Annotated in this window: 20 protein-coding genes; 14 read left to right on the top strand and 6 right to left on the bottom strand. The window is 70.5% G+C overall.

Translation table 11 applies throughout. From position 1 onward, the window contains the following. Positions 1–6: 6 nt before the first annotated feature. The gene (locus tag OG430_RS34885; protein WP_327356633.1) at positions 7–633 is read left to right on the top strand and encodes a GntR family transcriptional regulator; all 627 of its coding nucleotides are present in this window, start codon (positions 7–9) and stop codon (positions 631–633) included. A gap of 263 nt (positions 634–896) precedes the next feature. Continuing rightward, positions 897–3581 (top strand): pyruvate dehydrogenase (acetyl-transferring), homodimeric type, encoded by a 2685-nt coding sequence (gene aceE / locus OG430_RS34880; protein ID WP_327356632.1) that lies wholly within the window; start codon positions 897–899, stop codon positions 3579–3581. A gap of 58 nt (positions 3582–3639) precedes the next feature. On the opposite strand, the gene OG430_RS49540 is transcribed toward aceE, so the two are convergent. Continuing rightward, the gene (locus tag OG430_RS49540) at positions 3640–5100 is read right to left on the bottom strand and encodes a protein kinase domain-containing protein (RefSeq protein ID WP_442816609.1); all 1461 of its coding nucleotides are present in this window, start codon (positions 5098–5100) and stop codon (positions 3640–3642) included. A gap of 185 nt (positions 5101–5285) precedes the next feature. Between OG430_RS49540 and OG430_RS34865 the strand changes: the two genes are divergently transcribed. Next, the gene (locus OG430_RS34865) at positions 5286–6275 is read left to right on the top strand and encodes a helix-turn-helix transcriptional regulator (RefSeq protein WP_327356631.1); all 990 of its coding nucleotides are present in this window, start codon (positions 5286–5288) and stop codon (positions 6273–6275) included. Here OG430_RS34865 and OG430_RS34860 read toward each other — a convergent pair. Continuing rightward, on the bottom strand, positions 6266–7198 hold the full coding sequence (locus tag OG430_RS34860; protein ID WP_327356630.1) for an SDR family oxidoreductase: 933 nt from the start codon (positions 7196–7198) through the stop codon (positions 6266–6268). The two genes, OG430_RS34865 and OG430_RS34860, sit on opposite strands and share 10 nt — an antisense overlap. Before the next feature lie 107 nt (positions 7199–7305). Here OG430_RS34860 and OG430_RS34855 point away from each other — a divergent pair, with 107 nt between their 5' ends. Further along, positions 7306–7830 carry a DUF4240 domain-containing protein gene (locus tag OG430_RS34855; protein ID WP_327359353.1) on the top strand — a complete coding sequence of 175 codons (525 nt, stop codon included), beginning with the start codon at positions 7306–7308 and terminating at the stop codon, positions 7828–7830. Between the two features lie 33 nt (positions 7831–7863). Here OG430_RS34855 and OG430_RS34850 read toward each other — a convergent pair whose 3' ends face one another. Together OG430_RS34850 and OG430_RS34845 are read right to left on the bottom strand one after the other, a co-directional pair. Next, complete coding sequence (locus OG430_RS34850; RefSeq protein ID WP_327356629.1) at positions 7864–8634, bottom strand: SDR family NAD(P)-dependent oxidoreductase; 771 nt, start codon at positions 8632–8634, stop codon at positions 7864–7866. A gap of 127 nt (positions 8635–8761) precedes the next feature. Further along, positions 8762–9877, bottom strand: a complete 1116-nt coding sequence (locus OG430_RS34845) for a PP2C family protein-serine/threonine phosphatase (protein WP_327356628.1) — start codon at positions 9875–9877, stop codon at positions 8762–8764. Between the two features lie 89 nt (positions 9878–9966). Here OG430_RS34845 and OG430_RS34840 point away from each other — a divergent pair, with 89 nt between their 5' ends. Then, the gene (locus OG430_RS34840) at positions 9967–10866 is read left to right on the top strand and encodes a TIGR01777 family oxidoreductase (RefSeq protein ID WP_327356627.1); all 900 of its coding nucleotides are present in this window, start codon (positions 9967–9969) and stop codon (positions 10864–10866) included. A 366-nt stretch (positions 10867–11232) separates the two neighbouring features. Beyond that, positions 11233–12588 (top strand): NAD(P)/FAD-dependent oxidoreductase, encoded by a 1356-nt coding sequence (locus OG430_RS34835; protein ID WP_327356626.1) that lies wholly within the window; start codon positions 11233–11235, stop codon positions 12586–12588. A 140-nt stretch (positions 12589–12728) separates the two neighbouring features. Here OG430_RS34835 and OG430_RS34830 read toward each other — a convergent pair whose 3' ends face one another. After that, entirely contained in the window at positions 12729–14171 is a 1443-nt protein-coding gene (locus OG430_RS34830) for a regulator (protein WP_327356625.1), read from the bottom strand. Between the two features lie 254 nt (positions 14172–14425). Here OG430_RS34830 and lipB point away from each other — a divergent pair, with 254 nt between their 5' ends. The 4 genes from lipB to OG430_RS34810 all read left to right on the top strand — a co-directional run bounded on the left by lipB (position 14426) and on the right by OG430_RS34810 (position 17476). Further along, positions 14426–15223, top strand: coding sequence for a lipoyl(octanoyl) transferase LipB (lipB, locus tag OG430_RS34825; RefSeq protein ID WP_327356624.1), 798 nt, complete (start codon positions 14426–14428; stop codon positions 15221–15223). A 103-nt stretch (positions 15224–15326) separates the two neighbouring features. Then, the gene (locus OG430_RS34820) at positions 15327–16292 is read left to right on the top strand and encodes a lipoyl synthase (protein WP_327356623.1); all 966 of its coding nucleotides are present in this window, start codon (positions 15327–15329) and stop codon (positions 16290–16292) included. 251 nt (positions 16293–16543) lie between these two features. Beyond that, positions 16544–16747: an SCO2195 family GlnR-regulated protein gene (locus OG430_RS34815; RefSeq protein WP_327356622.1), complete on the top strand. Its 204-nt coding sequence runs from the start codon at positions 16544–16546 to the stop codon at positions 16745–16747. A 30-nt stretch (positions 16748–16777) separates the two neighbouring features. Next, the gene (locus OG430_RS34810; RefSeq protein ID WP_327356621.1) at positions 16778–17476 is read left to right on the top strand and encodes a DUF4191 domain-containing protein; all 699 of its coding nucleotides are present in this window, start codon (positions 16778–16780) and stop codon (positions 17474–17476) included. A 130-nt stretch (positions 17477–17606) separates the two neighbouring features. On the opposite strand, the gene OG430_RS34805 is transcribed toward OG430_RS34810, so the two are convergent. Next, complete coding sequence (locus OG430_RS34805; protein WP_327356620.1) at positions 17607–18074, bottom strand: RDD family protein; 468 nt, start codon at positions 18072–18074, stop codon at positions 17607–17609. A 237-nt stretch (positions 18075–18311) separates the two neighbouring features. Here OG430_RS34805 and glnA point away from each other — a divergent pair, with 237 nt between their 5' ends. The 4 genes from glnA (at position 18312) to OG430_RS34785 (ending at position 22985) form a co-directional block, all read left to right on the top strand. Next, complete coding sequence (gene glnA / locus OG430_RS34800; protein ID WP_327356619.1) at positions 18312–19721, top strand: type I glutamate--ammonia ligase; 1410 nt, start codon at positions 18312–18314, stop codon at positions 19719–19721. A gap of 487 nt (positions 19722–20208) precedes the next feature. Beyond that, on the top strand, positions 20209–20751 hold the full coding sequence (locus OG430_RS34795; RefSeq protein WP_327356618.1) for a hypothetical protein: 543 nt from the start codon (positions 20209–20211) through the stop codon (positions 20749–20751). Positions 20752–21024: 273 nt separating this feature from the next. Further along, positions 21025–22248: a 3,4-dihydroxy-2-butanone-4-phosphate synthase gene (locus OG430_RS34790; protein WP_327356617.1), complete on the top strand. Its 1224-nt coding sequence runs from the start codon at positions 21025–21027 to the stop codon at positions 22246–22248. Continuing rightward, complete coding sequence (locus OG430_RS34785; protein WP_327356616.1) at positions 22248–22985, top strand: class I SAM-dependent methyltransferase; 738 nt, start codon at positions 22248–22250, stop codon at positions 22983–22985. Before OG430_RS34790 ends, OG430_RS34785 begins: the two co-directional genes overlap by 1 nt. The last annotated feature ends 393 nt before the right edge of the window (positions 22986–23378 follow it).

Raw genomic sequence — 23378 nt, 5'->3', positions numbered from 1 at the left:
GCCTCCATGACCGCGCCCGTCATCCACTCGCTGCGCGAACAGATCCGCGAGCACATCGTGGAAGGGATCGTCAGCGGCCGCTGGAAGCCGGGCGAGCGCATCGTGGAGCGCCGGATCGCCGTGGAGCTGGAGGTCAGCCAGACCCCCGTCCGGGAGGCGCTGCGCGAGCTGGAGTCGCTGCGGCTGATCGAGTCGGCGCCCAACAAGGGTGTGCGGGTACGGAACTTGACCGCGGCCGATCTGGAGGAGAGCTATCCCGTTCGGGCGGGGCTTGAGCAGATCGCGGCGGAGCTGGCGGCGGACCGGCTGGCTGATGACTGCTCGGCTCTAGAGCCGCACGTTGCCGCCCTTTACGAGGCCGACCGCGAGTCGGACGGCACGGGGCAGGTACGGCACACCGTGGGCTTCCATCGGGAGATGGTGCGGGCCGCCGGGAACTCCGTGCTGCTGCACACGTGGGAGGGGCTCGGGATCGAGGTCTTCACCGCGCTGTCGATCCGGTGGCTCGGGACACAGCAGCAGTCGTACGCGGAGGAGCACGAGGAGCTCGTGGCGGCGTTCCGGCGGCGCGATCCGCAGATCGGGCAGCTGGTCAAGGAGCACGTGCTCGGGTGCGCGCCGCGGGCTTCTTAGTCCTGATCGATCAGGGCTGAAAAACCAGTCAACACCCGCCCAAATTGCCCGTTTTGCCCCGGCACGGGGTGCCTGCGACAAAGGCACGCCGTGCCAATTTCTCGATATCGAGAAGTTTTTCGCTTCAACCCTTTGATCGATCATCGATCAATTGCTTACAGTCGACGACGGGCTGCACCCAGCCCCCGCCCTGTCCTGCCAGTCAGGGACCATCTCCACCCCCTCTCCCCACGCCGGGAGATCCTGTCCGGAAGGCGTCGATCATGACCGACCCCGTAGGCAAGCTCCCGAGCCAGCTCGACCAGCTGCCGGACCGCGACCCCGAAGAGACCGCCGAGTGGGCGGCCTCGCTGGACGCCGTGAGCGAGCACGCCGGTGCGCACCGCGCCGAGTACCTGCTCCGTCGCACGCTGCACCACGCCGAGCAGGCGGGCCTCGCCCTGCCCCGGCTCCTTGAGACCGACTACGTCAACACCATCCCGACCTCCGCCGAGACCCCGGTCGACGGCGACGAGGAGCTGGAGCGCAAGATCACCGCGTGGAACCGCTGGAATGCGGCCGCGATGGTCACCCGGGGCTCCAAGCACGGCGTCGGCGGCCACATAGCCACCTTCGCCTCCGCCGCCTGGCTCTACGAGACGGGCTTCAACCACTTCTTCCGCGGCAAGGAGCAGGACGGCTCCGGCGACCAGCTCTACATCCAGGGCCACGCATCGCCGGGCATCTACGCCCGCGCATTCCTGGACGGCCGCATCTCCGAGCAGCAGCTCGACAACTTCCGCCAGGAGTCCGGCGGCAACGGTCTCCCGTCGTACCCGCACCCGCGCCGCCTGCCGTGGCTCTGGGAGTTCCCGACGGTCTCCATGGGCCTCGGCCCGCTCTCCGCGATCTACCAGGCACGGTTCAACCGCTACCTGACCAACCGCGGCATCAAGGACGTCTCCCAGTCCCACGTGTGGGCCTTCCTGGGCGACGGCGAGATGGACGAGCCCGAGTCGACCGCCGCCCTCGCACTGGCATCGCGCGAGGGTCTGGACAACCTGACCTTCGTCATCAACTGCAACCTGCAGCGCCTCGACGGCCCGGTCCGCGCCAACTTCAAGATCGTGCAGGAGCTGGAGGCCCAGTTCCGCGGCGCCGGCTGGAACGTCGTGAAGTCGCTGTGGGGCAACGCCTGGGACGAGCTGCTCCAGCTCGACACCACCGGCGCCCTGGTCCGCCGCATCCGCGAAGTGCCGGACGCGCAGATCCAGACGTACCAGACGCGTGACGCCGCCTACATCCGCGGCCACTTCTTCGCGGGCGACCCGGCGCTGGTCCAGCTCGGCGCGCAGCTGAGCGACGACAAGATCATCGAGTGCTTCCAGCTCTCCCGCGGCGGCCACGAGCCCCGCAAGGTCTACGCCGCATACAAGGCCGCGCTCGCCCACAAGGGCGCGCCGACCGTGATCCTCGCGCAGACCGTCAAGGGCTTCACCCTCGGTGAGGGCTTCGCGTCGAAGAACGCGAACCACCAGATGAAGAAGCTGACCACGGACGAGTTCAAGCAGATGCGTGACCTGCTCGAACTGCCCATCAAGGACAGCGACTTCGTCGACGGCCAGGTGCCCTACGGCCACCCCGGCGCCGACTCCCCCGAGGTCCGCTACCTCCAGGAGCGCCGCGCGGCCCTCGGCGGCCCGGCCCCGACCCGTCGCGTGCACCCGGTCGAGCCCCTGCCGGCCGCGGCGGACAAGACCTTCGCGGCCTTCGACAAGGGCTCCGGCTCGCAGTCGATGGCGACGACGATGGCGTTCGTCCGGCTCGCCAAGGACCTGATGCGGGACAAGACCACCGGCAAGCGCTGGGTCCCGATCGTCCCCGACGAGGCCCGTACCTTCGGTATGGAGTCCCTCTTCCCCTCGCTCGGCATCTACTCGCCGAAGGGCCAGACGTACGAGCCGGTCGACCGCGACCAGCTCATGTACTACCGCGAGGCCAAGGACGGCCAGATCCTCAACGAGGGCATCACCGAGGCCGGCTCCATGGCCGACTTCATCGCTGCCGCGTCGGCGTACTCGACGCACGGCGAGACGATGATCCCGTTCTACATCTTCTACTCGATGTTCGGCTGGCAGCGCACGGCCGACCAGATGTGGCAGCTCGCCGACCAGCTCGGCAAGGGCTTCCTCATCGGCGCCACCGCCGGTCGTACGACGCTGACCGGTGAGGGGCTGCAGCACGCCGACGGCCACTCGCCGGTGATCGCGGCGACGAACCCGGCGGCGCTGACGTACGACCCGGCGTTCGCGTACGAGGTCGCGGCGATCGTCAAGGACGGTCTGAAGCGGATGTACGGCGAGCAGCCGGAAGACGTCTTCTACTACCTGACCGTCTACAACGAGCCGATGCCGCAGCCCGCGAAGCCCGAGGGCGTCGACGAGGGCATCGTCAAGGGCCTGTACCGCTTCAACACGGCGGAGTCCGCGGGCGTTTCGGTCGCCGCCGATGCCGCCCGTACGCAGCTGATCTCGTCCGGCACCGCGATCCACTGGGCCCTCAAGGCCCAGCAGCTGCTCGCCGCCGACTGGGGCGTGGCCGCCGACGTATGGTCCGCGACCTCCTGGACCGAGCTGCGCCGCGACGCGCTGGAGGCCGACGAGGCGCTCCTGCGCGGCGAGCAGCGCACTCCGTACATCCGCAAGGCCCTGGAAGGCGCCGCCGGCCCGGTCCTCGCGGTCAGCGACTACATGCGTCAGGTCCCGGACCAGATCGCGCAGTGGGTCGAGCAGGACTACACCTCGCTCGGCGCGGACGGCTTCGGCCTGTCCGACACGCGTGACGCGGCCCGCCGTCACTTCGGCATCGACGCGGAGTCGATCGTCGTCGCGACGCTGGCGCAGCTCGCGCGTCGGGGTGAGGTTTCGGCTTCCGCGGTGAAGGAAGCCCGGGACAAGTACGGGCTCTGATCGTCCGTACGGCCTTGCACGGCGGCCCGCACCTCCTTCGAGGTGCGGGCCGCCGTCGCTATTGCTGGAACGACCCCTGTGACCGGACGTCGTCGTTGCCCGCGGTGAGGACGGTCAACATCTCGTGGATCCCGATCAGTTGGGACACGGTGCGCGCCGCCTGCCGCTCGCCCGCCGGGGTGAGCGGCGTTCCCAGGACCGCTCCCAGCGCATCGCGTACGTGCGCCAACTGGGCCTGGATCGAGCCGCGCCGGCCGCTCAGCTCGGCCAGTTCCTGCTGCGACTCCTCGTACTCCTGGTCGGCCTTGGCGTTCGCGTCGGCCACGATGTCCGCGGCCTGCTGCTGGGCGGCCCCCACCGTCTGCCGGGCCCGGCCCTCCGCGTCCACCCGCAGTTTCTGGGCCTCCAGGCGCAGTTGCTCGGCCCGGTGCTCGATCTCCGTGAGGCGCTTCTCGGCCAAGGCCTGGCGCTCGGCCAGGTGCCGCTCGGCCTGCACGCGGCGCTTGTGGATGTTCGTCTCGAAGTCGGCCGCGGCCTGGGCGGCCTTGCTGCGGGTCTCCTCGAACAGGGCGTCCGCCGCGTCTCGCTGCGAGCGGACGTACTCCTGCGCCTGCGCGACGATCCGGTCGGCCTCCGCCCTGCGCTCACTGACGTAGGCGTCGACCGGACCGGGCAGCTGCCGCTCCAGGGCCCGCAGCCGGAACCCGACCTCCGCCGCCGACTCCGGGCGGCGCCCCGGTTCGTGCTCCAGGAGCGCCAGGACGAGCTCTTCCAGGGCCGCCGGGATTCCCTCGGCCAACTCGCTGGGCGGAACGACCGGTTGGGCCTGCCGGTAGTGGAACGTCACCACGTTGTCCGCCTCGAACGGCGACTCCCCGGTGAGCATGAAGTACAGCACACAGCCCAGCGAGTACAGGTCGGCCCGGTGATCGATGGTCCGCTCACCGCGCGCCTGCTCCGGCGACATGTAGAGAGGGGTGCCCACCTGCTTCCCGGTGCGGGTGATGCTGCCCCCGAGCACCGTGTCGCCGAGGAACTTGGCGATGCCGAAGTCGAGCACCTTGAGCTCGCCGTCGGCCGAGAACATCACGTTGTGCGGCTTGATGTCGCGGTGCACGATGCGCCGTGCGTGCGCGGCCGTGAGCGCGGTGGCCATCTGCCCCGCCCAGGCCACCGCCTCGGCCGGGGACGGCCGCCGCTCCCTGACCGTCTCCAGGAGCGTGCGGCCGGTGAGCAGTTCCATCACCAGATACGGCTGCCGCGCCCCGTCGACCGTCGCCTCGCCGCAGTCGTGCGCGATCACGGTGTGCCGTCCGGGCAGGTCGGCCGCGAGACGGATCTCCCTGCGGAAGCGTGCGAACAGCTCGGCCTCGTCGGCCCCGTACAGCCCGGTGACCACCTTGACCGCCACCTCGCGCTGCATCCGCTCGTCCCAGGCGCTCCACACCTGCCCCATGCCGCCGTCGCCGATCAGCCGGTCCAGCGCATACCGGCCGTCCAGCCGCTCCCCCCGCCTCATCCACCCCTCCAAGCCGCGTTTCGGCCCAGTATGGGCCGCCGCGGCCGCCGTACGGCAGGGCAGCGCGAACTCCCTTACGGATCAGTCGCTTTCGCACTCGTACGTCCCCGGCCACGCCCCGCCGTCCAGGGCGCGGCGGCCCGGCCACGGTCGGCCGGCACGCCCGCCATGGCACGCTGAGAGCCATGCGCGCAGCCCGCCTCATCAAGCTGGTCCTCCTCCTCCAGTCCCGCCCCTCCATGACCGCAGCCGAGCTCGCCCAGGAGCTGGAGGTCTCCGAGCGCACCATCACCCGCGACGCCCAGGCCCTCTCCGAGGCGGGCATCCCGGTCTACGCGGACCGGGGCAGGCTCGGCGGGTACCGGCTCATCGGGGGGTATCGCACCCGGCTCACCGGCCTCGGACGGAGCGAGGCCGAGGCGCTGTTCCTGTCCGGAGTGCCGGGCGCGCTGCGCGAGATGGGGCTGGAGGACACCGCCTCGGCCGCCCGGCTCAAGGTCTCGGCCGCCCTGCTGCCGTCGCTGCGGGGCGCCCAGGAGAGTGCCGCCCAGCGCTTCCACCTCGACGCGCCCGGCTGGTTCGTGGAGCCCGAGACGCCCGAGCTGCTGCCCGCGATCGCCGACGCGGTGTGGGACGACCGGGTGATCGAAGCACGGTACGGCCGCGAAGGGGCCGAGGTGGAGCGGGAGTTGGAGCCGTACGGGCTGATCCTCAAGGCCGGCGTCTGGTACCTGTGCGCCCGCGTGGCGAAGGACCCGCCCCGGGCGCCGGACGCCGACTTCCGGGTCTACCGCCTGGACCGGTTCGCCGCCGTGTCCGTCGGCGAGGACCGCTTCGTGCGCGAGGAGGCGTTCGACCTGCCGGGCTTCTGGGCCGAGCGCGCCGAGGAATTCGCGCGGTCGATCCTGCGCGCCGAGGTCGTCGTGCGGCTCTCCCCTTCCGGGGTGCGCCGGCTGCCGCACGTCACCGACGGTGCGGCCGCCCGTGCGGCACTGGATGCCGCGGGCGAGCCGGACGGCGAGGGATGGGTGACGGTCACGCTCGCGGTCGAGGCCGCGGAGGTGGCGTACACCCAACTCCTCGGCCTCGGACCGGAGGTGGAGGTGCTTGAGCCCACGGGCCTGCGCGAACAGTTCGCGCAGGCCACGGCCCGGATGGCCGACCGCTACCGGTAGTCCGCGAACGCGGGGTCCTCCCCCGCCTGCTCCGCCGCCATGAAGCCCCAGATGTCCGGCCGGCTGCCGTCCGCGTCCGTGAAGCCGTACTCCTTCGCCAACTGGCCGCTGGAGAGCGACTTTCCGTTCCAGCGGGCCCGCTCGGGGTCGCCCGCGACGGCCGCGACCGCCCGGCCCGTGTAGACGGGTGACTCGGCGAGCGCCCAGTGGTGCGGCGCCTTCCCGATGCCCTCGCGCCAGGTCTCCTCGGTGAGCTGGAAGGCGTCCAGCATCTCCTCGGAGCGGATGAAGCCGGGAGTGACCGCCACGGCCGTGGCCCCCACCGTCTTCAGCTCCTCGCCCAAGGTGAACGCCATCCGGATCGGGCCGTTCTTGGCGAGGTCGTAGTAGAAGTTCTCGCGGAACCCCTTGTTGGACTCGGCCGTGCCGTCCGTGACCTCCACGACCAGGCCGCCCGGCTGCCGCACGAGCAGCGGCAGGGCGATGCTCGCCGTGATGATGTGGGTCTTCACGCCGAGCTCCAGCATGCGCAGGCCGCGCTCCAGGTCGACGTCCCACATCTTGGTGTCGAAGTCGAGGAGGTAGTTGCCGCCCCAGATGTCGTTGACCAGGACGTCGAGGCGCCCGTGGTCGCGGTCGATGCGCTCGACCAGCTCCCTGACCTGCGCGATCTCCAGGTGGTCCGTCGGGACCGCGATCCCGTTGCCGCCCGCCGCCGTCACCAGCTCCGCGGTCTCCTCGATCGTCTCGCCGGCCCGTCCGACCTCGCTGATCCGCGTACGAGTCGTACGTCCCGTCACATAGACCGTGGCCCCGGCCCGCCCCAGCTCCACCGCGATGGCCCGGCCCGCGCCCCGGGTGGCGCCCGCGACCAGGGCGATCTTGTCCGTCAGCGGTCCGTGCCGCACCGTGTTCTCATCCATGAATCGAGCGTCCCAGCCAATCCGGACATCTGCTGTCGGGTATGCCGGGTAACAAGAGCGCCACTCCGCGTGCGTCTCTCCCCGCCAGGACCGATGCTTGACCCGTGATGGACGAGACGGAGTTCTGGGAGATCATCGACAGCACCCGCGCGGCCGCCGAGGGCGACCCCGAGGACCACGCCGACCTGCTCGTGGAACGACTGCTCCAGTCCGATCCGGACTCCGTCCTGGACTTCGCCAGGCACTTCGAGGCCCGGTACAACCGCTCCTACCGCTGGGACCTGTGGGGCGCCGCGTACGTCCTGCTCGACGGGGCCAGCGACGACGCCTTCGACTACTTCCGGTGCTGGCTGATCGGCCAGGGCCGGGAGGTCTTCGAGGGGGCCCTGCACGAGCCGGACTCCCTCGCCGAGCTCCTCGACTCCTTCGACGACGAGATCGACGGGGACGGCGAGGAGCTCGGCTTTGCCGCCGACGAGGCGTACGAGCAGCTCACCGGGGTCGTCGCCCCCGACCTGGGCATCCCGGCCGCGCCCGCCGAGCCGGAGGGGACCCCGATCGACTTCGAGGACGACGCGAAGCTGGCGATGTACTACCCGAGGCTGTGGGACCGGTTCGGGGACGACGGCTGAGCGGAGCGCCGGACGTCTGCAGGCCGCCGAAGGTCAGTAGTGCGTGCCGCCGTCGATGCGGATCTCCGTACCGGTGATGAACTTCCCGTCCTCGGACGCCAGCATCGCCACCACCCCCGCCACCGTCTCCGGCGCCGCGAAGCCCTGGCCGAGCGCCGGGGCCAGCTTGGCGAACAGGCTCCAGTCGGTGTCCTCGGGCAGGCCCGGGCCCGAGCCGTCCGTCATGTCGGACGAGATCGAGCCGGGCGCCACGCACACGGCCCGCAGGCCCTGCTTGCTGTACTCGGCGGCGATGGTGTGGGTCATGGACTGGATGCCGCCCTTGCTGGCGGCGTACGCGGCCATGTACGGGTGCGCGAAACTCGCCGACGTGGAGCTGAAGTTGACGATCACCGGCGACTCGCCTTCGAGGAGCGCGGGCAGTGCCTCGCGGATCATCAGGAAGGTGCCGGTGAGGTTGACGCCGATGACCTGGTTGAACAGGTCGAGCGAGGTCTCGTGGGTGTGCGCGGAGCGCAGGATGCCGGCCGCGTTGACCAGGACGTCCAGGCCGCCGAGGGTCTCGCGTGCGGAGGCGACGCCGGCCTGAACGGCCGCCTCACCGGATATGTCGAGCGTGAGGGTGGTCAGCCGCTCCCCGTGGCCGGCCTCCTTCGCCGTCCGTGCGGTGGCCGCGAGGCCCGGCTCGCTGACGTCGGCCGCGACGACCCGGCCGCCCTCGGCGAGGATGCGGTGGACGGTGGCCTGCCCGATGCCGGAGCCGGCTCCGGTGACCAGGGCGCGGCGTCCTTCGAAGCGGTTCATGGTCCCCTCCAGGTGCCCGGCGGCCCTTGCGGGGCGGGCTAGATGATCACTCCGGCACAGACGGTACGCAGCCGTCCCCGCCGGTACGCCATCGCCCTCGCCCTCGCCCGTACGCAGCCGCCCTCGCTCAGTCCTGAGAGGGGCCCTCCAGGGCCAGGACGAGGAGTGCCACATCGTCCTTGAGCTCCGGCGAGAACCGCTCCAGGTCGGACCAGACCGCCTCGATGAGGGCGGCCGGCTCCCCCGTCGGCATCCCCACGGTCCGCTCGCCCAGCGGGTAGTACGCGCCCGCCTCGTCCCGCGCCTCGATCACACCGTCGGTGTACGCGAGCAGCAGGTCCGCCGGGTCCAGGGCGACGGTCAGCACCTCGGGCGCCGCGCCGCCCGCCAGGCCGAGCCCCAGCGGCTGCCCCGGCTGCACCGCCGGCTCCACCACGGAGCCCGCGTGGAAGAGCAGCGGCGGCGGATGGCCGCAGGAGACGACCCGTACGACCCGGGCGCCCGGCGGGAACTCGAACAGCAGGGCCGTCGCGAACATCTCGGCGTGCTCGACCGGCGAGGAGTCGATGACCAGGCGGCGGTCCAGGCGGGCCGCCACCGCTTCCAGGTCCGGATCGTCCAGCGCCCCCTCCCGGAACGCCCCGAGCAGCGCGGCCACCGTGCCCACGGCTTCCAGGCCGTGCCCCTGCACATCGCCCACCAACGCGCGTACGCCATAAGGCCCTTGCTGCACGTCGTACAGATCGCCGCCGACCAGCGCGTCCCGCTCGGCCGCCTGGTAGAGCCCCGCACAGCGCACCTGCCCGACCCGCTCCGGCAGCGGCGGAAGGACCGCGAGCTGCGCCGCCTCGGCGACGGTGCGGACCGTGACGAGCTGGGCGTCGCGGCGGGTGCGTACCCAGGAGATGACCACGCTGAGGGCCACGACGAAGGAGATCGTCAGGAGGTCGCCGTTGCCCGGGTGGTTCCAGCTCATGCCGGGCACGGAGAGCAGGATGATCACCGCCGCACCGAAGACCGCGGTGAGCGCGGGCCGGTACGAGAGCGCGGCCAGCGGCGGCATCGCCGCGAGCAGGAAGCTGACCTCGATGTCCTTCGGGGTGGCCAGCTGCAACACGGAGAGCGTGACCAGGAGGACGAACGGCAGCACGCGCAGCCAGGCGGCCGGCGGGGCACCGGGCAGCCATGCCCCTTCCCAGCCGTTCCGGCGTCCGCCGTCCCGTCGGGTCACCCTCTGCGGCATATCCCTCAGCCTGCGCCGGGGACCGCCCGGCCGCACTCCGGGCGGTGCGTACGGCGGTTTCGCGGGCGGACTGCGGGCAGGATGGGCCCATGAAGCGCTCACGAATCGCCGTAGCGGGAGCGTCGGGCCTGATCGGCTCGGCGCTGGCGCGTTCCCTGGTCGCGGACGGACACGAGGTGGTGCGTCTCGTACGGCGCCCAGCGCAGGGCAAGGACGAGATCGAGTGGGACCCGCGGCGCCAGTACGTCCACACCGCGGCCCTCGCCGGCTGTGACGCGGTGGTCAATCTGGCCGCTGCCGGGATCGGCGACCACCGCTGGACGGACGCGTACAAGAAGGAACTGCGCGACAGCAGGATCCTGGGCACGGCGGCCCTCGCGGAGGCGGTGGCCGCCCTGGACGAGCCGCCCCGGGTGTTCCTCAACGGCAGCGCGATCGGCTACTACGGCGACACCGGGGACCGCGCGGTGGACGAGTCGGCACCGGCCGGGGACGGCTTCCTGCCCTCCATGTGCGTGGAGTGGGAGGAGGCGGCGGGCGCGGCGGTCGAGTCCGGGGTGCGTACGGTCTTCGCGCGCTCGGGCCTGGTGGTGGCGCGCGAGGGCGGCGCGTGGGCGCGGCTGTTCCCGCTGTTCAAGGCGGGGCTCGGCGGCCGGCTCGGCAGTGGCCGGCAGTACTGGAGCTTCATCGCGCTGCACGACGAGGTGGCCGCGCTGCGTCATCTGCTCGACTCGGCGGACCTGTCGGGTCCGGTGAACCTCACGGCCCCGCACCCGGTGACCAACCGCGAGGTGACGGCGGCGATGGGCCGGGCCCTGCACCGCCCGACCCTGTTCCCGGCCCCCGCGCCGGCGCTGCGGGTCGCCCTCGGCGAGATGGCGGGGGATGTGCTGGTGAGCCAACGGGTGCTGCCTGCGCGGCTGTTGGAGTCGGGGTTCGGGTTTGCGTTTCCGGGGATCGATGAGGCGATCGGGGCGGCGCTGGGCTGAGCTCCTCCCCTTTTGGCCGCTGTGGGCAGGCGTGCCGCAGGGCGAGGGGGGTCCCCCCTGCTCGAGCGAAGCCGAGAGCTTGGGGGAGGGTGGGCACAGCCCGAAGGTGCCGCACACGGCTGAATCGGGGCCTGGGCCAAGACGACCCGAAGCCCGACCCCGGCGCCGCACGCCAAAAATCCGTGCCGCCGCGCAAGCCCTGGCACTGCGTGCCGCAATCGTGCGACCACCGTGCCCCCGTGTCCGTCGGCACGCGACTCCCCCCACTCGACCATACGTTCATACGCTCGACCCGAACTCGGGTATTCCCAGCGCCCGTTGGGGGCATCAGCACTCCACCGGCCGCGCAACCTCGGGGAGGGGCACGTGCTTGAGTCCGCGGATCATGCGGAAGCGGAAGTCGTCATCGTGGGAGCGGGCATCGCCGGGCTCTCCGCGGCGCACCAGCTGACCAGCGCAGGGGTAACAACCGTCGTCCTGGAGGCCGCCCCTTACGTCGGGGGCCGCATGTCCACCGAGGAGCTGGACGGCTTCCGGCTCGACCGGATCGGGCAACTGCTCTCCACCTCGTACCCCGAACTCCGTCGCACCCCGGGCCTCGGCGCACTCGTGCTGCACCCGCTGTCGCCGGGCATCCTCGTGCACAGCGAGGGCCGCGTCCGCCGGATCTGGGAGCCGGGCGGTGGCTGGGGTTCCGCCCGGGGCCCGGCCCGGAGCGCGAGGGGCGCACTCACTGCGGCACGCGCCCTCGCGAGCGCCCCCTCGGGGTCGGGCCGCCCCGCGATGGGCGCCGCCCTCGACCAGGCCCGCCTCGGCGCGGCCCTGGCCCGGCTCGCGGCGACCCCGGCGCGGCGCGTCCTCGCCCGCCCCGAACTCCCCGCAGCCCAGGCCCTGTCGACGCGCGGGCTGCCGCCGCGGACCGTCGACGGATTCCTGCGCCCTCTCCTGTCGGCGCTGCTCTGCGACCCGGATCTGACGGCCACCTCCAGCCGCGTCGCGGACCTGGTGCTGCGCGGCTTCGCCCGGGGCCGGCTGTGCTTACCGGAGGGCGGCGCCGCCTCGCTGCCCACCCTGCTCGCCTCGGCGTTGCCGCCCGGGACGGTGCGTACCGGAGTCAAGGCCGTGGAGGTCTCCACCTCCGCGGTGCGGACCGCCGACCATGGTGAACTGCGGTGCCGCGCCGTGCTGTTGGCGACGGGGGCGCGGCAGGCCGCCGAGCTGCTGCCCGGGCTGCGGATGCCGTCGTTCCACCCGGTGACGGTGGTCCACCACACCGCGCCCTCCTCGCCGCTCGCCTCGCCCGCGCTGGTGCTTGACGCGGACCGGGTCGGGCCCGTCTCGCACACGGCCGTGATCAGCGAGGTCGATCCCTCGCGCGCCCCTTCCGGCCGCCCCCTGATCTCTTCGGTGATCCTGGGGCCGCCGCCCTCGGAACCCGCGATCCGTTCGCACCTCGCGCGCCTGTACGGAACGTCCACCGCCGACTGGGAGTTGCTCGCGGTCCACCACGACCCGGAGGCCGTCCCCGCCATGCCTGCGCCGCATGACCTTCGGCGGGCTGTGCGGCTCCTCGCCGGGTTGTACGTGTGTGGCGATCACCGGGATACGAGCACGGTGCAGGGTGCTCTGCACTCGGGGCGGCGGGCCGGGCGGGCGGTGCTGCGGGATTTCGGGGTTGAGGTGGCGGGCGGCGCGGATCTGCTGGTGCCGGTGGCGGCTTAGATTTCCCCCACCCCGCCCCTTCCCGAAAGTCCTCAAGCGCCGGACGGGCTGATAAATCAGCCCGTCCGGCGCTTGAGGACAGTCTTTGAAGCCGTCCACAGGACTTTCGGGAAGGGGCGGGGTGGGGAAAAGAACCCGCCTCACCCCAGCGCAGCCACCCGATCCCGATACCCCCGCACAGGCCCCGCATCCCGATACGGCTCGAGCCGCCGCTCGAAGTCCCGCACATACTCCAGCGCCCGCGCAGACCGCATCTCAGAAGCCTGCTGCGCAGCCTCCGCCCCCAGGGCGCAGGCCTGGTCCAGCTCGCCAAGGCCGAGCCGGGCAGAGGCAAGCACGACCCGGCAGAACAGCCGGGACCGGGCGAAGGCCGGCGCCCGCAACTGCAGCGAGCGCTCCGCGTGCTGTGCCGCGGCCCGGTACTGCTGCAGATCCCGGTGGCAGTGCCCGAACTCGTCCGCCAGCTGCGCCTCGTCGAAGAACCGCGCCCAGTACGGCACATCGTCCCCGGGCCGCGCGGTCTCCAGCGCCCGCTCGGCCCGCACCAGCGAGGCGGTGCACGCCCGGACCTCGCCGAGCACCCCGTGCCCACGCGCCTCGACGGAGTGCAGGAGCGACTGCACCAGCGGCGGCGCCGCCGAGCCGACGCCCTGCTGGGCGACCCGCGCCAGCTGGACCGCCTCGCGGCCGTGGCCCAGATAGACGGCCTGGCGGCTCATCGTGACCAGGACGTACGAACCGTAGGCCCGGTCCCCCGCCGCCTGGGACAGCCGCAGGGCCTGCACGAAGTAGCGCTGGGCGAGGCCGTGCGCCGCGATGTCGTACGACGTCCAGCCGGCCAGCCGCGTCAGATCGGCGGCGGCACCGAAGAGCCGCCGCCCGGTCGTCTCGCCGTACGTGCCGCGGAGCATCGGCTCGGCCTCGTGCTCGAGGTAGCGGACGAGCGCCTGGCGGGCGTGCCCGCCGCCGTAGGCGTGGTCGAGGGCGCGGAAGAGCTCCCCGACGGAGCGGAGCGCCGCGATGTCGCCCGCGCTGACCTTCTGGCCGGGGCCGCGCTCGGTCTGGGTGCGCTGGCGTGGCACCGCGGGCCGTCCCTGCACGGGCACGCGCGCGCCGGCCGCCGGTTCGCCGTGGCCCACCCGCTCGTCGGCCCGGCCGATCAGCCAGTCCCGGCTCGGCACGACGAGCCCGGCCGGGGTGAAGGCGATCTTGCGGAGTTCGGCATGGCTGCCGGAGTCCTTGCGCCACAGGCCGCTGACGATGTCGACGGCCTCCTCGGGGCCCGCCGCGAATTCCAGGCCCGCGTAGACCGGGGCGCACGCGTCGAGCCCCAGGTCCTGCGCGGACAGCCGCCGCCCCAGGCGGCGGGTGAAGACCTCGGCGATCAGGGCGGGGGTGGTGCCCCGTGGCTGCTGGCCGCGCAGCCAGCGGGTCACGGAGGTCTTGTCGTAGCGGAGGTCGAGACCGTGCTCCAGTCCCAGCTGGTCCACCCGGCGGGCCAGCCCCGCATTGGAGAAGCCGGCCTCTGCGATGAGCGCGGCGAGCTGGCGGTTGGGCGTGCGCTGGGGAGGTCGTTCCGTCATCAGCTCTGCGGTCTCCTGCCGTTCCGGGCCCGGGAGCAGCCCTCATGTCCTGCCGCCGAACGGCGCGAATGTAGCGGCCACAACTGCCCCCAAAGCCACCTTCGCCCCCTATTCATCCGATCGTGTGAGGGAACGTGTGAGGATTGGGCGGAGAGATGACGCACGCGGCTGCCGACGCGGACGTCAGAGGGGCCCCGTACAGTTGCGTACGGCGTGAAACATGCACTGTGAACGTGTTTTCAGGGAGGACCGCCGTGAGTGACCTGCAGTTCGTCCATCTGGGCTTCGGCCCGGACCAGGTCGAGTACCAGCAGGCGTGGGACGAGCAGCGCCGGGTGCACGCGGCCCGCTTCGCGGACGAGCTCCCCGACACCTGCCTGCTCCTGGAACACCCGCCGGTGTACACGGCGGGGCGGCGTACCGCCGACAGCGAGCGCCCGCTGGACGGCACCCCGGTCGTGGACGTGGACCGCGGCGGCAAGATCACCTGGCACGGCCCCGGCCAGCTGGTGGGCTACCCGATCCTGAAGCTCCCGCGCCCCGTCGATGTCGTCGCGCATGTACGCCGCCTCGAGGACGCCCTGATCCGCACGTGTGCCGAGTTCGGCGTGGAGACGAGCCGGGTCGAGGGCCGCAGCGGGGTGTGGGTCCTCGGCGATCCCGTCGAGCAGCGGCCGTCGATCGGCGGCCTCTCCCTCGACTTCGACCCCCGCCTGCAGGACGAGGAGTTCGACCCCCGGCTCAACGGCCCGGAGTACGCGCCCTCCAACGCCGGCCAGCGCCGCGAGGACCGCAAGCTCGCCGCGATCGGCATCCGCGTCGCCAAGGGCGTCACCATGCACGGCTTCGCGCTGAACGTGAACCCGGACAACACCTACTTCGACCGCATCGTCCCGTGCGGCATCCGGGACGCGGGCGTCGCCTCGCTCGCGGGCGAGCTGGGCCGGGACATCACGATCGCCGAAGTCCTGCCGGTGATCGAGCGCCATCTCAAGGACGTACTCGAAAATGCAGAACTGAAGCCGCGCGAGGTCGAGAAGTCCTCCGTCTGAGGGAATGCGGACCTTCGGCCAGAGGTTGGCTGGTCGTAAGGCCGTGCAAAGAACGGGCGTACCCTGGTGGACGCCGACGAATCGAAGCTGTAGGGAGCCCGACGTGTCCGCTGTCGCACCCGACGGACGCAAGATGCTGCGCCTGGAGGTCCGGAACGCCCAGACCCCCATCGAGCGCAAGCCCGAGTGGATCAAGACCCGGGCGAAGATGGGTCCCGAGTACTCGAAGATGCAGAGCCTCGTGAAGAGCGAAGGCCTGCACACCGTGTGCCAGGAAGCGGGCTGTCCCAACATCTACGAATGCTGGGAGGACCGCGAGGCGACCTTCCTCATCGGTGGCGACCAGTGCACCCGGCGCTGCGACTTCTGCCAGATCGACACCGGCAAGCCCGAGGCGCTGGACCGCGACGAGCCGCGCCGCGTCGGTGAGTCCGTGGTCACCATGGACCTGAACTACGCCACCATCACCGGCGTCGCCCGCGACGACCTGGAGGACGGCGGCGCCTGGCTGTACGCCGAGACGGTGCGCCAGATCCACGCGATGACGGCGGAGCGCGCCGAGGGCTACACCAAGGTCGAGCTCCTCATCCCCGACTTCAACGCGGACCCGGACCAGCTGGCCGAGGTCTTCTCGTCCCGCCCCGAGGTCCTCGGGCACAACGTCGAGACGGTGCCGCGCATCTTCAAGCGCATCCGCCCCGGTTTCCGCTACGAGCGCTCCCTCGAGGTCATCACCAAGGCCCGCGAGGCCGGCCTGGTCACCAAGTCCAACCTGATCCTGGGCATGGGCGAGGAGCGCGAAGAGGTCAGCGAGGCGCTGCGCCAGCTGCACGAGGCGGGCTGCGAGCTCATCACGATCACCCAGTACCTGCGCCCCACGCCGCGCCACCACCCCGTCGAGCGCTGGGTGAAGCCGGCCGAGTTCGTGGAGCTCAAGGAGGAGGCCGAGCAGATCGGCTTCTCCGGCGTGATGTCGGGCCCGCTGGTCCGCTCCTCGTACCGCGCGGGCCGGCTGTACCAGATGGCGATCGAGAAGCGTGGCGCGTACGTCGCCTCGCAGGCGGTCTGAGCTCTCGCGGGCCAGGACCGTGTGAATTCACGCACAAGTACTTACTGATCGGTAACAGCTGCGACGACGCGGCCCGTACGGTCCCCGCAGGTCGGGGTGCCCGTACGGGCCGCGTCAGGTTTTTACGGCCTCGCGCCAAGGGTTCATCAGGCTTCATCGGCGTTTGACCGGCCGGTCACGCGCTGGTAACACCATTCAGTGACGCTGGCTTTACGCCACGTCGTCACTTCGTCCAGAGGGGGACCACGACCATGCAGGCCGCGCCCGTACGCGCCACCGCCATCCCGTCCGTCACCGACGCACTGCGCGCTGTCGAGTCGCTCCTGATGAGCAGCGGCCAGCGCACCGCACGCCGCAACGCCTGGTCGTCCGTGCTCGAGGACCGGCGCCGCGCGAAGGACCGGGTCGAGGCTCAGCGGGTCATCGAGGCGGTTGGTCCGGCCCGCACGTCGTAGTCCGTTCGAAGGGCACGTAAACTTCCAGTCATGGCGAGGAAGGACAACGCAGCAAGCGCTGCGAACCCAGGGCGACTCAAGCAGATTGCCCTCACGTACAAGATGACCAGCAAGGCCGACCCCAAAATCGGTCTTGTCATCGCCGCTGTGGGAATCGTCACCTTCGGTGTCTTCCTCGCGATCGGCTTCCTGATCGGTCACCCGGTCTATCTCGGAATTCTCGGCTTCCTGCTCGCCTTCCTTGCGATGGCGATCATCTTCGGGCGCCGGGCCGAGCGAGCGGCGTTCGGACAGATGGAGGGGCAGCCGGGAGCTGCGGCCGCCGTTCTGGACAACGTCGGCAAGGGCTGGACGACGACCCCCGCAGTCGCGATGAACCGCAACCAGGATGTCGTGCACCGCGCGGTCGGCAAGGCCGGCATCGTGCTGATCGGCGAAGGCAACCCGAACCGGGTGAAGACCCTGCTCGCGGCCGAGAAGAAGAAGATGGCCCGCATCGTCATCGATGTCCCGGTCAACGACTTCATCGTCGGCAACGACGAGGGCCAGATCCCCCTCAAGAAGCTCCGCACCACCATGCTGAAGCTCCCGCGCACCCTCACCGGCCCGCAGGTCACGGCGACCAACGACCGGCTGCGCGCGCTCGGCGACCTCATGAGCAACATGCCGCTTCCCAAGGGCCCGATGCCCAAGGGCATGCGGATGCCGCGCGGCGGCCAGAAGGGCTGAGCCCCCGGCTCCCGCTTTCTTCCTTCTGCGTCTTTCTCCTTCTACGTCGATGGGGCGTCCCGAACCGAGAGGTTCGGGACGCCCCATTCGCGTACGTACGAAAAAGAGAGCCGCGCCAGAGCTGCTGGAGCTAGATGCGGACCTGGACGGCGCGGGCGAGGCGGTCGTGCAGGCCCCGGCCGTCGCGGTCCCAGATCAGGGCGGGGATGGCGAGGCAGAGCAGCACGCTGCGGACCAGGACCCGGCCGATGCCGAGGCGGCCGCCGCCCTCGGCGACGACGCGGAGGCGGAAGAGGCGCTTGCCCGGGGTCGAGCCGATCGTTCCGACCGTCAGGACATTCAGGACGAGCAGCAGCAGAAGGGCCCAATTGCCCATCGCCTGACGGTCACCCTGGGCGAGGAGTCCGTATGCGATGAGCATGCAGAGCGCCCAGTCCACGGCGAGCGCGCCGAAGCGGCGGCCGGTCGGGGCGATCGCGCCGGGGCCGTCCTGCGGCAGGCCGAGCTGCTTGCCGCGGTAGCCGAAGTCGGCACCCATGTCCTCGGCGGCCTGCTTGGGGCCGGAGAGCCACGATCCGATTGCTTGTCGGTTGTCCACCCGAACACGGTACTGCGCCCCTTGCCCGGACCCACAGGCCGGGGCGTGCCCGGGAACGTACGAGAGGCGCATTGAGACGGCTGTCACGCCCGGGGCGGTTAACTTCCGCGAAACAAATGGGTCATGCTTGAGAAATCCCCCGTCCCTATGGTCGGGTCCAGCGTGTGCCACCGCACTGGCCGCACCGAGAGCGACACGTCCCCGGCTCCACCCCGGACCGGGAGTAGGAGGAGCTGGATGTTCCAGAACGCCGATGACGCCAAGAAGTACCTCGCGGATGAGGACGTCAAGTTCGTCGACGTCCGCTTCTGCGACCTGCCGGGAGTAATGCAGCACTTCACGGTGCCGGCGGCGGCGTTCGACCCGGACGAGGAGCTCGCCTTCGACGGTTCGTCGATCCGTGGCTTCCAGGCGATCCACGAGTCGGACATGGCGCTCCGTGCGGACCTGTCGACCGCTCGTCTCGACCCGTTCCGGCGCGACAAGACGCTGAACGTCAACTTCTTCATCCACGACCCGATCACGGGCGAGCAGTACTCCCGTGACCCGCGCAACGTGGCCAAGAAGGCCGAGGCGTACCTCGCCTCCACCGGCATCGCCGACACCGCGTACTTCGGCCCCGAGGCCGAGTTCTACGTCTTCGACTCGGTGCGCTTCGAGACCTCCGCCAACCGCTCGATCTACGAGATCGACTCCGAGGCGGGCGCCTGGAACACCGGTTCGGAAGAGAACAACCGCGGCTACAAGGTCCGTTACAAGGGCGGCTACTTCCCGACCCCGCCGGTCGACCACTTCGCCGACCTGCGCGCCGAGATCTCCCTCGAGCTGGACAAGCAGGGTCTGCAGGTCGAGCGCCAGCACCACGAGGTGGGCACCGCCGGCCAGGCCGAGATCAACTACAAGTTCAACACGCTGCTCGCCGCGGCCGACGACCTGATGCTCTTCAAGTACATCGTGAAGAACGTCGCCTGGCGCAACAACAAGACCGCGACCTTCATGCCGAAGCCGATCTTCGGTGACAACGGCTCGGGCATGCACGTCCACCAGTCGCTGTGGCAGGGCGGCATCCCGCTCTTCTACGACGAGCAGGGTTACGCGGGCCTCTCGGACATCGCCCGCTACTACATCGGCGGCATCCTCAAGCACGCCCCTTCCCTCCTCGCCTTCACCAACCCGACGGTGAACTCGTACCACCGCCTGGTGCCCGGCTTCGAGGCCCCGGTCAACATGGTCTACTCGCAGCGCAACCGCTCCGCGGCCATGCGCATCCCGATCACGGGCTCCAACCCGAAGGCCAAGCGCGTCGAGTTCCGCGCGCCGGACCCGTCCTCGAACCCGTACCTCGCCTTCTCGGCGCTCCTGATGGCGGGCCTCGACGGCGTCAAGAACAAGATCGAGCCGGCCGAGCCGATCGACAAGGACCTCTACGAGCTGGCTCCCGAGGAGCACGCCAACGTCCAGCAGGTCCCGACCTCGCTCCCGGCCGTCCTGGACGCGCTCGAGGCGGACCACGAGTACCTGCTCGCCGGCGGGGTCTTCACGCCCGACCTGATCGAGACGTGGATCGACTACAAGCGCACGAACGAGATCGCACCGATCCAGCTGCGGCCGCACCCGCACGAGTTCGAGCTGTACTTCGACATCTAAAGATCAGGTCCGGGTGATCTGGGCGGATTCCTGGAAGCATGCGTTGACCTGCGAAAACACTGTTCAGCAGTGCTCGTTGTTGCCGCTTGCTTTCCGCCCTCTTGTGCACCGTGTGTGCACCGCTCGGCCGATTCTCTGACGTAGCGTCAGTAGCAGTGAGGCCGCCACTCCCCCTTGGGGTGGCGGCCTCACTCGTTATGGGGCGGCCCACTCGAGACGTACGTATTGCGAGGGTCTGCAAGATCGTGCTTCCCTGTCCGCTCACGCACGGCGTGGACCGGTGAGTTCGGAAACCCGGTGTTCAGGCGGGCGCCTGCGATCATCACTGCACTGATGAGCAGTCCCTACCCGTGTCCGTGCTGTGGGCATCGTGTCCTTCCGTCTGCTTCTGGGAAGACGACCTGCACCCGTAGGCGATCGCTGGTCAGGGCGTCTCGTTCGGATCATCGTGCGGACCGGGCGGTGTGCGCTTCGATAGTGTCGCCGCATGCAGGTTCGATTGATCGGCGCCAATCCGTTTCTGACCCTCTACCGCGAGGGGCAGCCGGTCGCGTATGCGTCTGTCTGGCGGGTGGATTGGTCGGAACGGGGCTCTGGCCGTGCCCTCGTGTACGGCGACGCCGAGCGGGTTCAGGTGATCGGCCCGGATCCGGACCTGGGTCGGTGGCTGGCGACGTCGTTCAACCGCCATTTCGCAGATGTGACGGCTGGCTTGCCCTGGCGTGAGCCTCAGGTGACGTCGGCATCCCTCGACTGGAGCCTGGACCTGCGAACCGGTCTGCGGGCGGCGGCAGGGGGCATTGAGGTCGTGGTGGCCGATCCCCTGGACCGCCAACTGACCCGCAACGACACGTATGACCTGGGCGGCGAGCCGAACGTGCTGTCCACGGTGTGGATACCGTGCCGCACCGGTTCAATCTCGGTCGACGGACGCCGTGTCGAGGGCCTGCCACGGATCACTCAGGATCCCCTGTACTCATCGGCCGCGATTGCAGAGGCCGAGGTCTGGTGCCGACCGGACGGACCCTAAGATCTGGCCGGCCCAGACCCGCACAGGCCCGTCCGGCATGAACTCGTAAGCCATGCATGCCAGTTGATCGCTCTACCTACCCGTGTTAGAAACGGATCGGTGCGATTCCAAGGTGCGGCGGTGACAGCCCGCCGGTTCTGCCGGTTGCGGTAGGACGATCCGGTGTGATTCCGGGGCCACGCGGTGATACCCCGCCACCTCTCGGGCCTGACGTGGGCCCCTGTTTTCTCCGTGCGGTCAGGGTCGTCCTGCCGTCGTTGAGAGGGGTGGAAGATGTTCACCGGACATATCCATGAGATCGGCACGGTCATGGCCGTCGACCAGCACCAACTCACCATCGGAGCCCCCGAAACCACCCTGCGCGCGCCTGGTGTGATCTGCGTGAACGGTGTGGGGCTCACCGTCGCCCGGGGCGCCAGGGAAAGCGGTGTCGTCCTGGAGGCAGGCATGTCGGCCGACACCCGCCGCAGGTCGACGCTTGGCCAGATCCAGCCGGGGACACGCGTCAACGTCGAGACTCCGTTGCGCGTCGGTGATCCGTGCGCCGGGCATCTGGTGCAGGGAGATGTCGAGGCCGTGGGGAAGATCGTACGGATCGACGACGAAGGATCCATGCGGCGGATGTGGATCAAGCCGCCCGAGCGCTTTCACCCGTTGATCGTGGCCAAGGCGCAGATCGCGGTGGACGGAGTCAGCCTCACCGTCGCCGAAGTGGCCCGTGACCGGTTCGCCGTCGCGCTCGTCCCGCTGACCCTGCGCGCCACCACCCTGGCGGACCTGTCCGTCGGGGACCGGGTGAACCTGGAACCCGACCTGGTCACCCGTCTCGCGCGCCGCTGGCCATCCGATCCGGGCCAGGCGGTGACCGAGGTGGTTGCGGCGCTGCCCTGGGCAGGACGGTTGACCGGCGCCCGAGGCGTGCAGCAGGCAGTGGCGCAGATCGCGGCCGGCGGAGCCGTCGTCGTCTGGGACCCCGACAGGGAGGGCGAGGGCGACGTGGTCTTCGCGGGGGCACGGCTGCGGCCGGAGGCCTTCACCTTCATGCTCACCCAGGTCTGCGGGCACCCCACCGTGCCGTGCGCGCCCGAGGTCCTTCGGCGGCTGGACCTGGAGCGCGTTCCCGGTGCAGGCGACCGGCACGGCACCCGGCCGCACGTCCCGGTGGACCTCACGGCCGGTACCGGTACCGGGGTCTCGGCGGCCGAACGAGCAGCCACCGTACGCCGGTTGGCGCATCCTGATGCCCGCCCGACAGACTTCCTGCGGCCAGGGCACGTCTTCCCGCTGGCCGCTCGCCCCGGAGGTCTGGCCGAGCGGGCCGGTCACACCGAGGCGACCGTGGCCCTGTGCGTCGCGGCCGGGCTGCCTCCCGTGGGGGTGTGCTGCGAAGTCATGAACCCCGACGGCACGATGGCCAAGGCTGCGGACCTGGAGCTTGCCGCACTGCGCTGGGGCCTGCCCCTGGTTGACGTAGCCGACCTGGCAAAGCACCTGTGATGCCGGTCAGCGGCCGGGACCTCTACGACGACCCGCGCTTCTTCGAGGGCTATCACCGCCTCCGGCAGACCGGGACAGGAATCAACGACGCCATCGAGATCCCCGCCCTGGCCCGGTTGCTTCCTCCGGTCGAGGGCGCATCGGTCATCGACCTGGGCTGCGGCGCGGGGGCACTCGCCCGCCGCCTGGCCGCCGCGGGAGCCGAGGACGTCGTGGCCGTCGACGCTTCCGAGCGGATGCTGGAGGCCGCCGCACCGCACCCCAAGGTCCGCTACGTTCGAGCGGACCTGGAGACACTCACCCTGCCCTCCAGCTGCGCCGACCTGGCCGTCAGCAGCATGGCCCTGCACTACGTCGCCGACTATCCCGGCCTGGTGCGGCGCATCGCCGACTGGCTGCGCCCCGGCGGAAGGCTGGTCTTCTCCCACGAGCACCCCGTCTGCACGGCCCACCGGCTGATGCCCGGGTGGATCCCGACCGGCGACGGCACCATCTGGCCACTCGACGACTATGCCGCCGAAGGGCCACGGACCCAGAACTGGATCATCGAGGGGGTCGTGAAGTACCACAGACACACGGCCACGTTGATCAACGCTCTGCTCGATGCCGGCCTGGAACTGACCGGCATCAGCGAACCCGCCCCCGACGCAGCCGCGCTCGCGGCCCGCCCTGCACTGGCCGAACACCTCAGACGCCCTCCGATCCTGGTACTCGCTGCCCAGCGGGCGGCGCCGTGACTCCCGAGGATCAGGTCAACCCGGAAGTACGGGCCCGCATTCAGGCGAGCTTCGACCGACAGGGCCTCATGCGTCATCGCTACGGAGGCATACGGGGAGTCCCAGGGCTACGCGTCCATGGGGACAGCAGGCGGTTGATACTCAACGACGCTCTCAGCCCCGCACGTGTCAACCCTCGTACGCGCCGATCTGGGCCCTATGCGCCTACCTTCCGCACGCGATGGCGAGGCGCTTGTGTGGAAGCAAGCACCTGGCAACCTCACTCACGACGAGGGACAGAACGCTGAGAAGTGGGTGAGCTCAAGAGGGATTCGGGACTTACAAGTACGCGGCGTGCTGTTGAGCCGCATTCTGCGCCGTCCGCGGCTGGTCAACAGGACAGCGGAGCCTCAC

It is taken from the genome of Streptomyces sp. NBC_01304 (assembly GCF_035975855.1).
GTDB lineage: Bacteria > Actinomycetota > Actinomycetes > Streptomycetales > Streptomycetaceae > Streptomyces.
Note: the sequence above shows the minus strand (reverse complement) of the source record. Positions and strands in the feature narration are given on the sequence as shown.

Coding starts and splice junctions, on each gene's coding strand:
- OG430_RS34815 (WP_327356622.1), top strand. CDS start 16,544: ATGCAGGCCGCGCCCGTACGCGCCACCGCCATCCCGTCCGTCACCGAC.
- aceE (WP_327356632.1), top strand. CDS start 897: ATGACCGACCCCGTAGGCAAGCTCCCGAGCCAGCTCGACCAGCTGCCG.
- OG430_RS34785 (WP_327356616.1), top strand. CDS start 22,248: ATGCCGGTCAGCGGCCGGGACCTCTACGACGACCCGCGCTTCTTCGAG.
- OG430_RS34850 (WP_327356629.1), bottom strand. CDS start 8,634: ATGAACCGCTTCGAAGGACGCCGCGCCCTGGTCACCGGAGCCGGCTCC.
- OG430_RS34860 (WP_327356630.1), bottom strand. CDS start 7,198: ATGGATGAGAACACGGTGCGGCACGGACCGCTGACGGACAAGATCGCC.
- OG430_RS34790 (WP_327356617.1), top strand. CDS start 21,025: ATGTTCACCGGACATATCCATGAGATCGGCACGGTCATGGCCGTCGAC.
- OG430_RS34840 (WP_327356627.1), top strand. CDS start 9,967: ATGAAGCGCTCACGAATCGCCGTAGCGGGAGCGTCGGGCCTGATCGGC.
- OG430_RS34830 (WP_327356625.1), bottom strand. CDS start 14,171: ATGACGGAACGACCTCCCCAGCGCACGCCCAACCGCCAGCTCGCCGCG.
- OG430_RS34885 (WP_327356633.1), top strand. CDS start 7: ATGACCGCGCCCGTCATCCACTCGCTGCGCGAACAGATCCGCGAGCAC.
- OG430_RS34865 (WP_327356631.1), top strand. CDS start 5,286: ATGCGCGCAGCCCGCCTCATCAAGCTGGTCCTCCTCCTCCAGTCCCGC.
- glnA (WP_327356619.1), top strand. CDS start 18,312: ATGTTCCAGAACGCCGATGACGCCAAGAAGTACCTCGCGGATGAGGAC.
- OG430_RS34795 (WP_327356618.1), top strand. CDS start 20,209: ATGCAGGTTCGATTGATCGGCGCCAATCCGTTTCTGACCCTCTACCGC.
- OG430_RS34810 (WP_327356621.1), top strand. CDS start 16,778: ATGGCGAGGAAGGACAACGCAGCAAGCGCTGCGAACCCAGGGCGACTC.
- OG430_RS34845 (WP_327356628.1), bottom strand. CDS start 9,877: ATGCCGCAGAGGGTGACCCGACGGGACGGCGGACGCCGGAACGGCTGG.
- OG430_RS34855 (WP_327359353.1), top strand. CDS start 7,306: ATGGACGAGACGGAGTTCTGGGAGATCATCGACAGCACCCGCGCGGCC.
- OG430_RS49540 (WP_442816609.1), bottom strand. CDS start 5,100: ATGAGGCGGGGGGAGCGGCTGGACGGCCGGTATGCGCTGGACCGGCTG.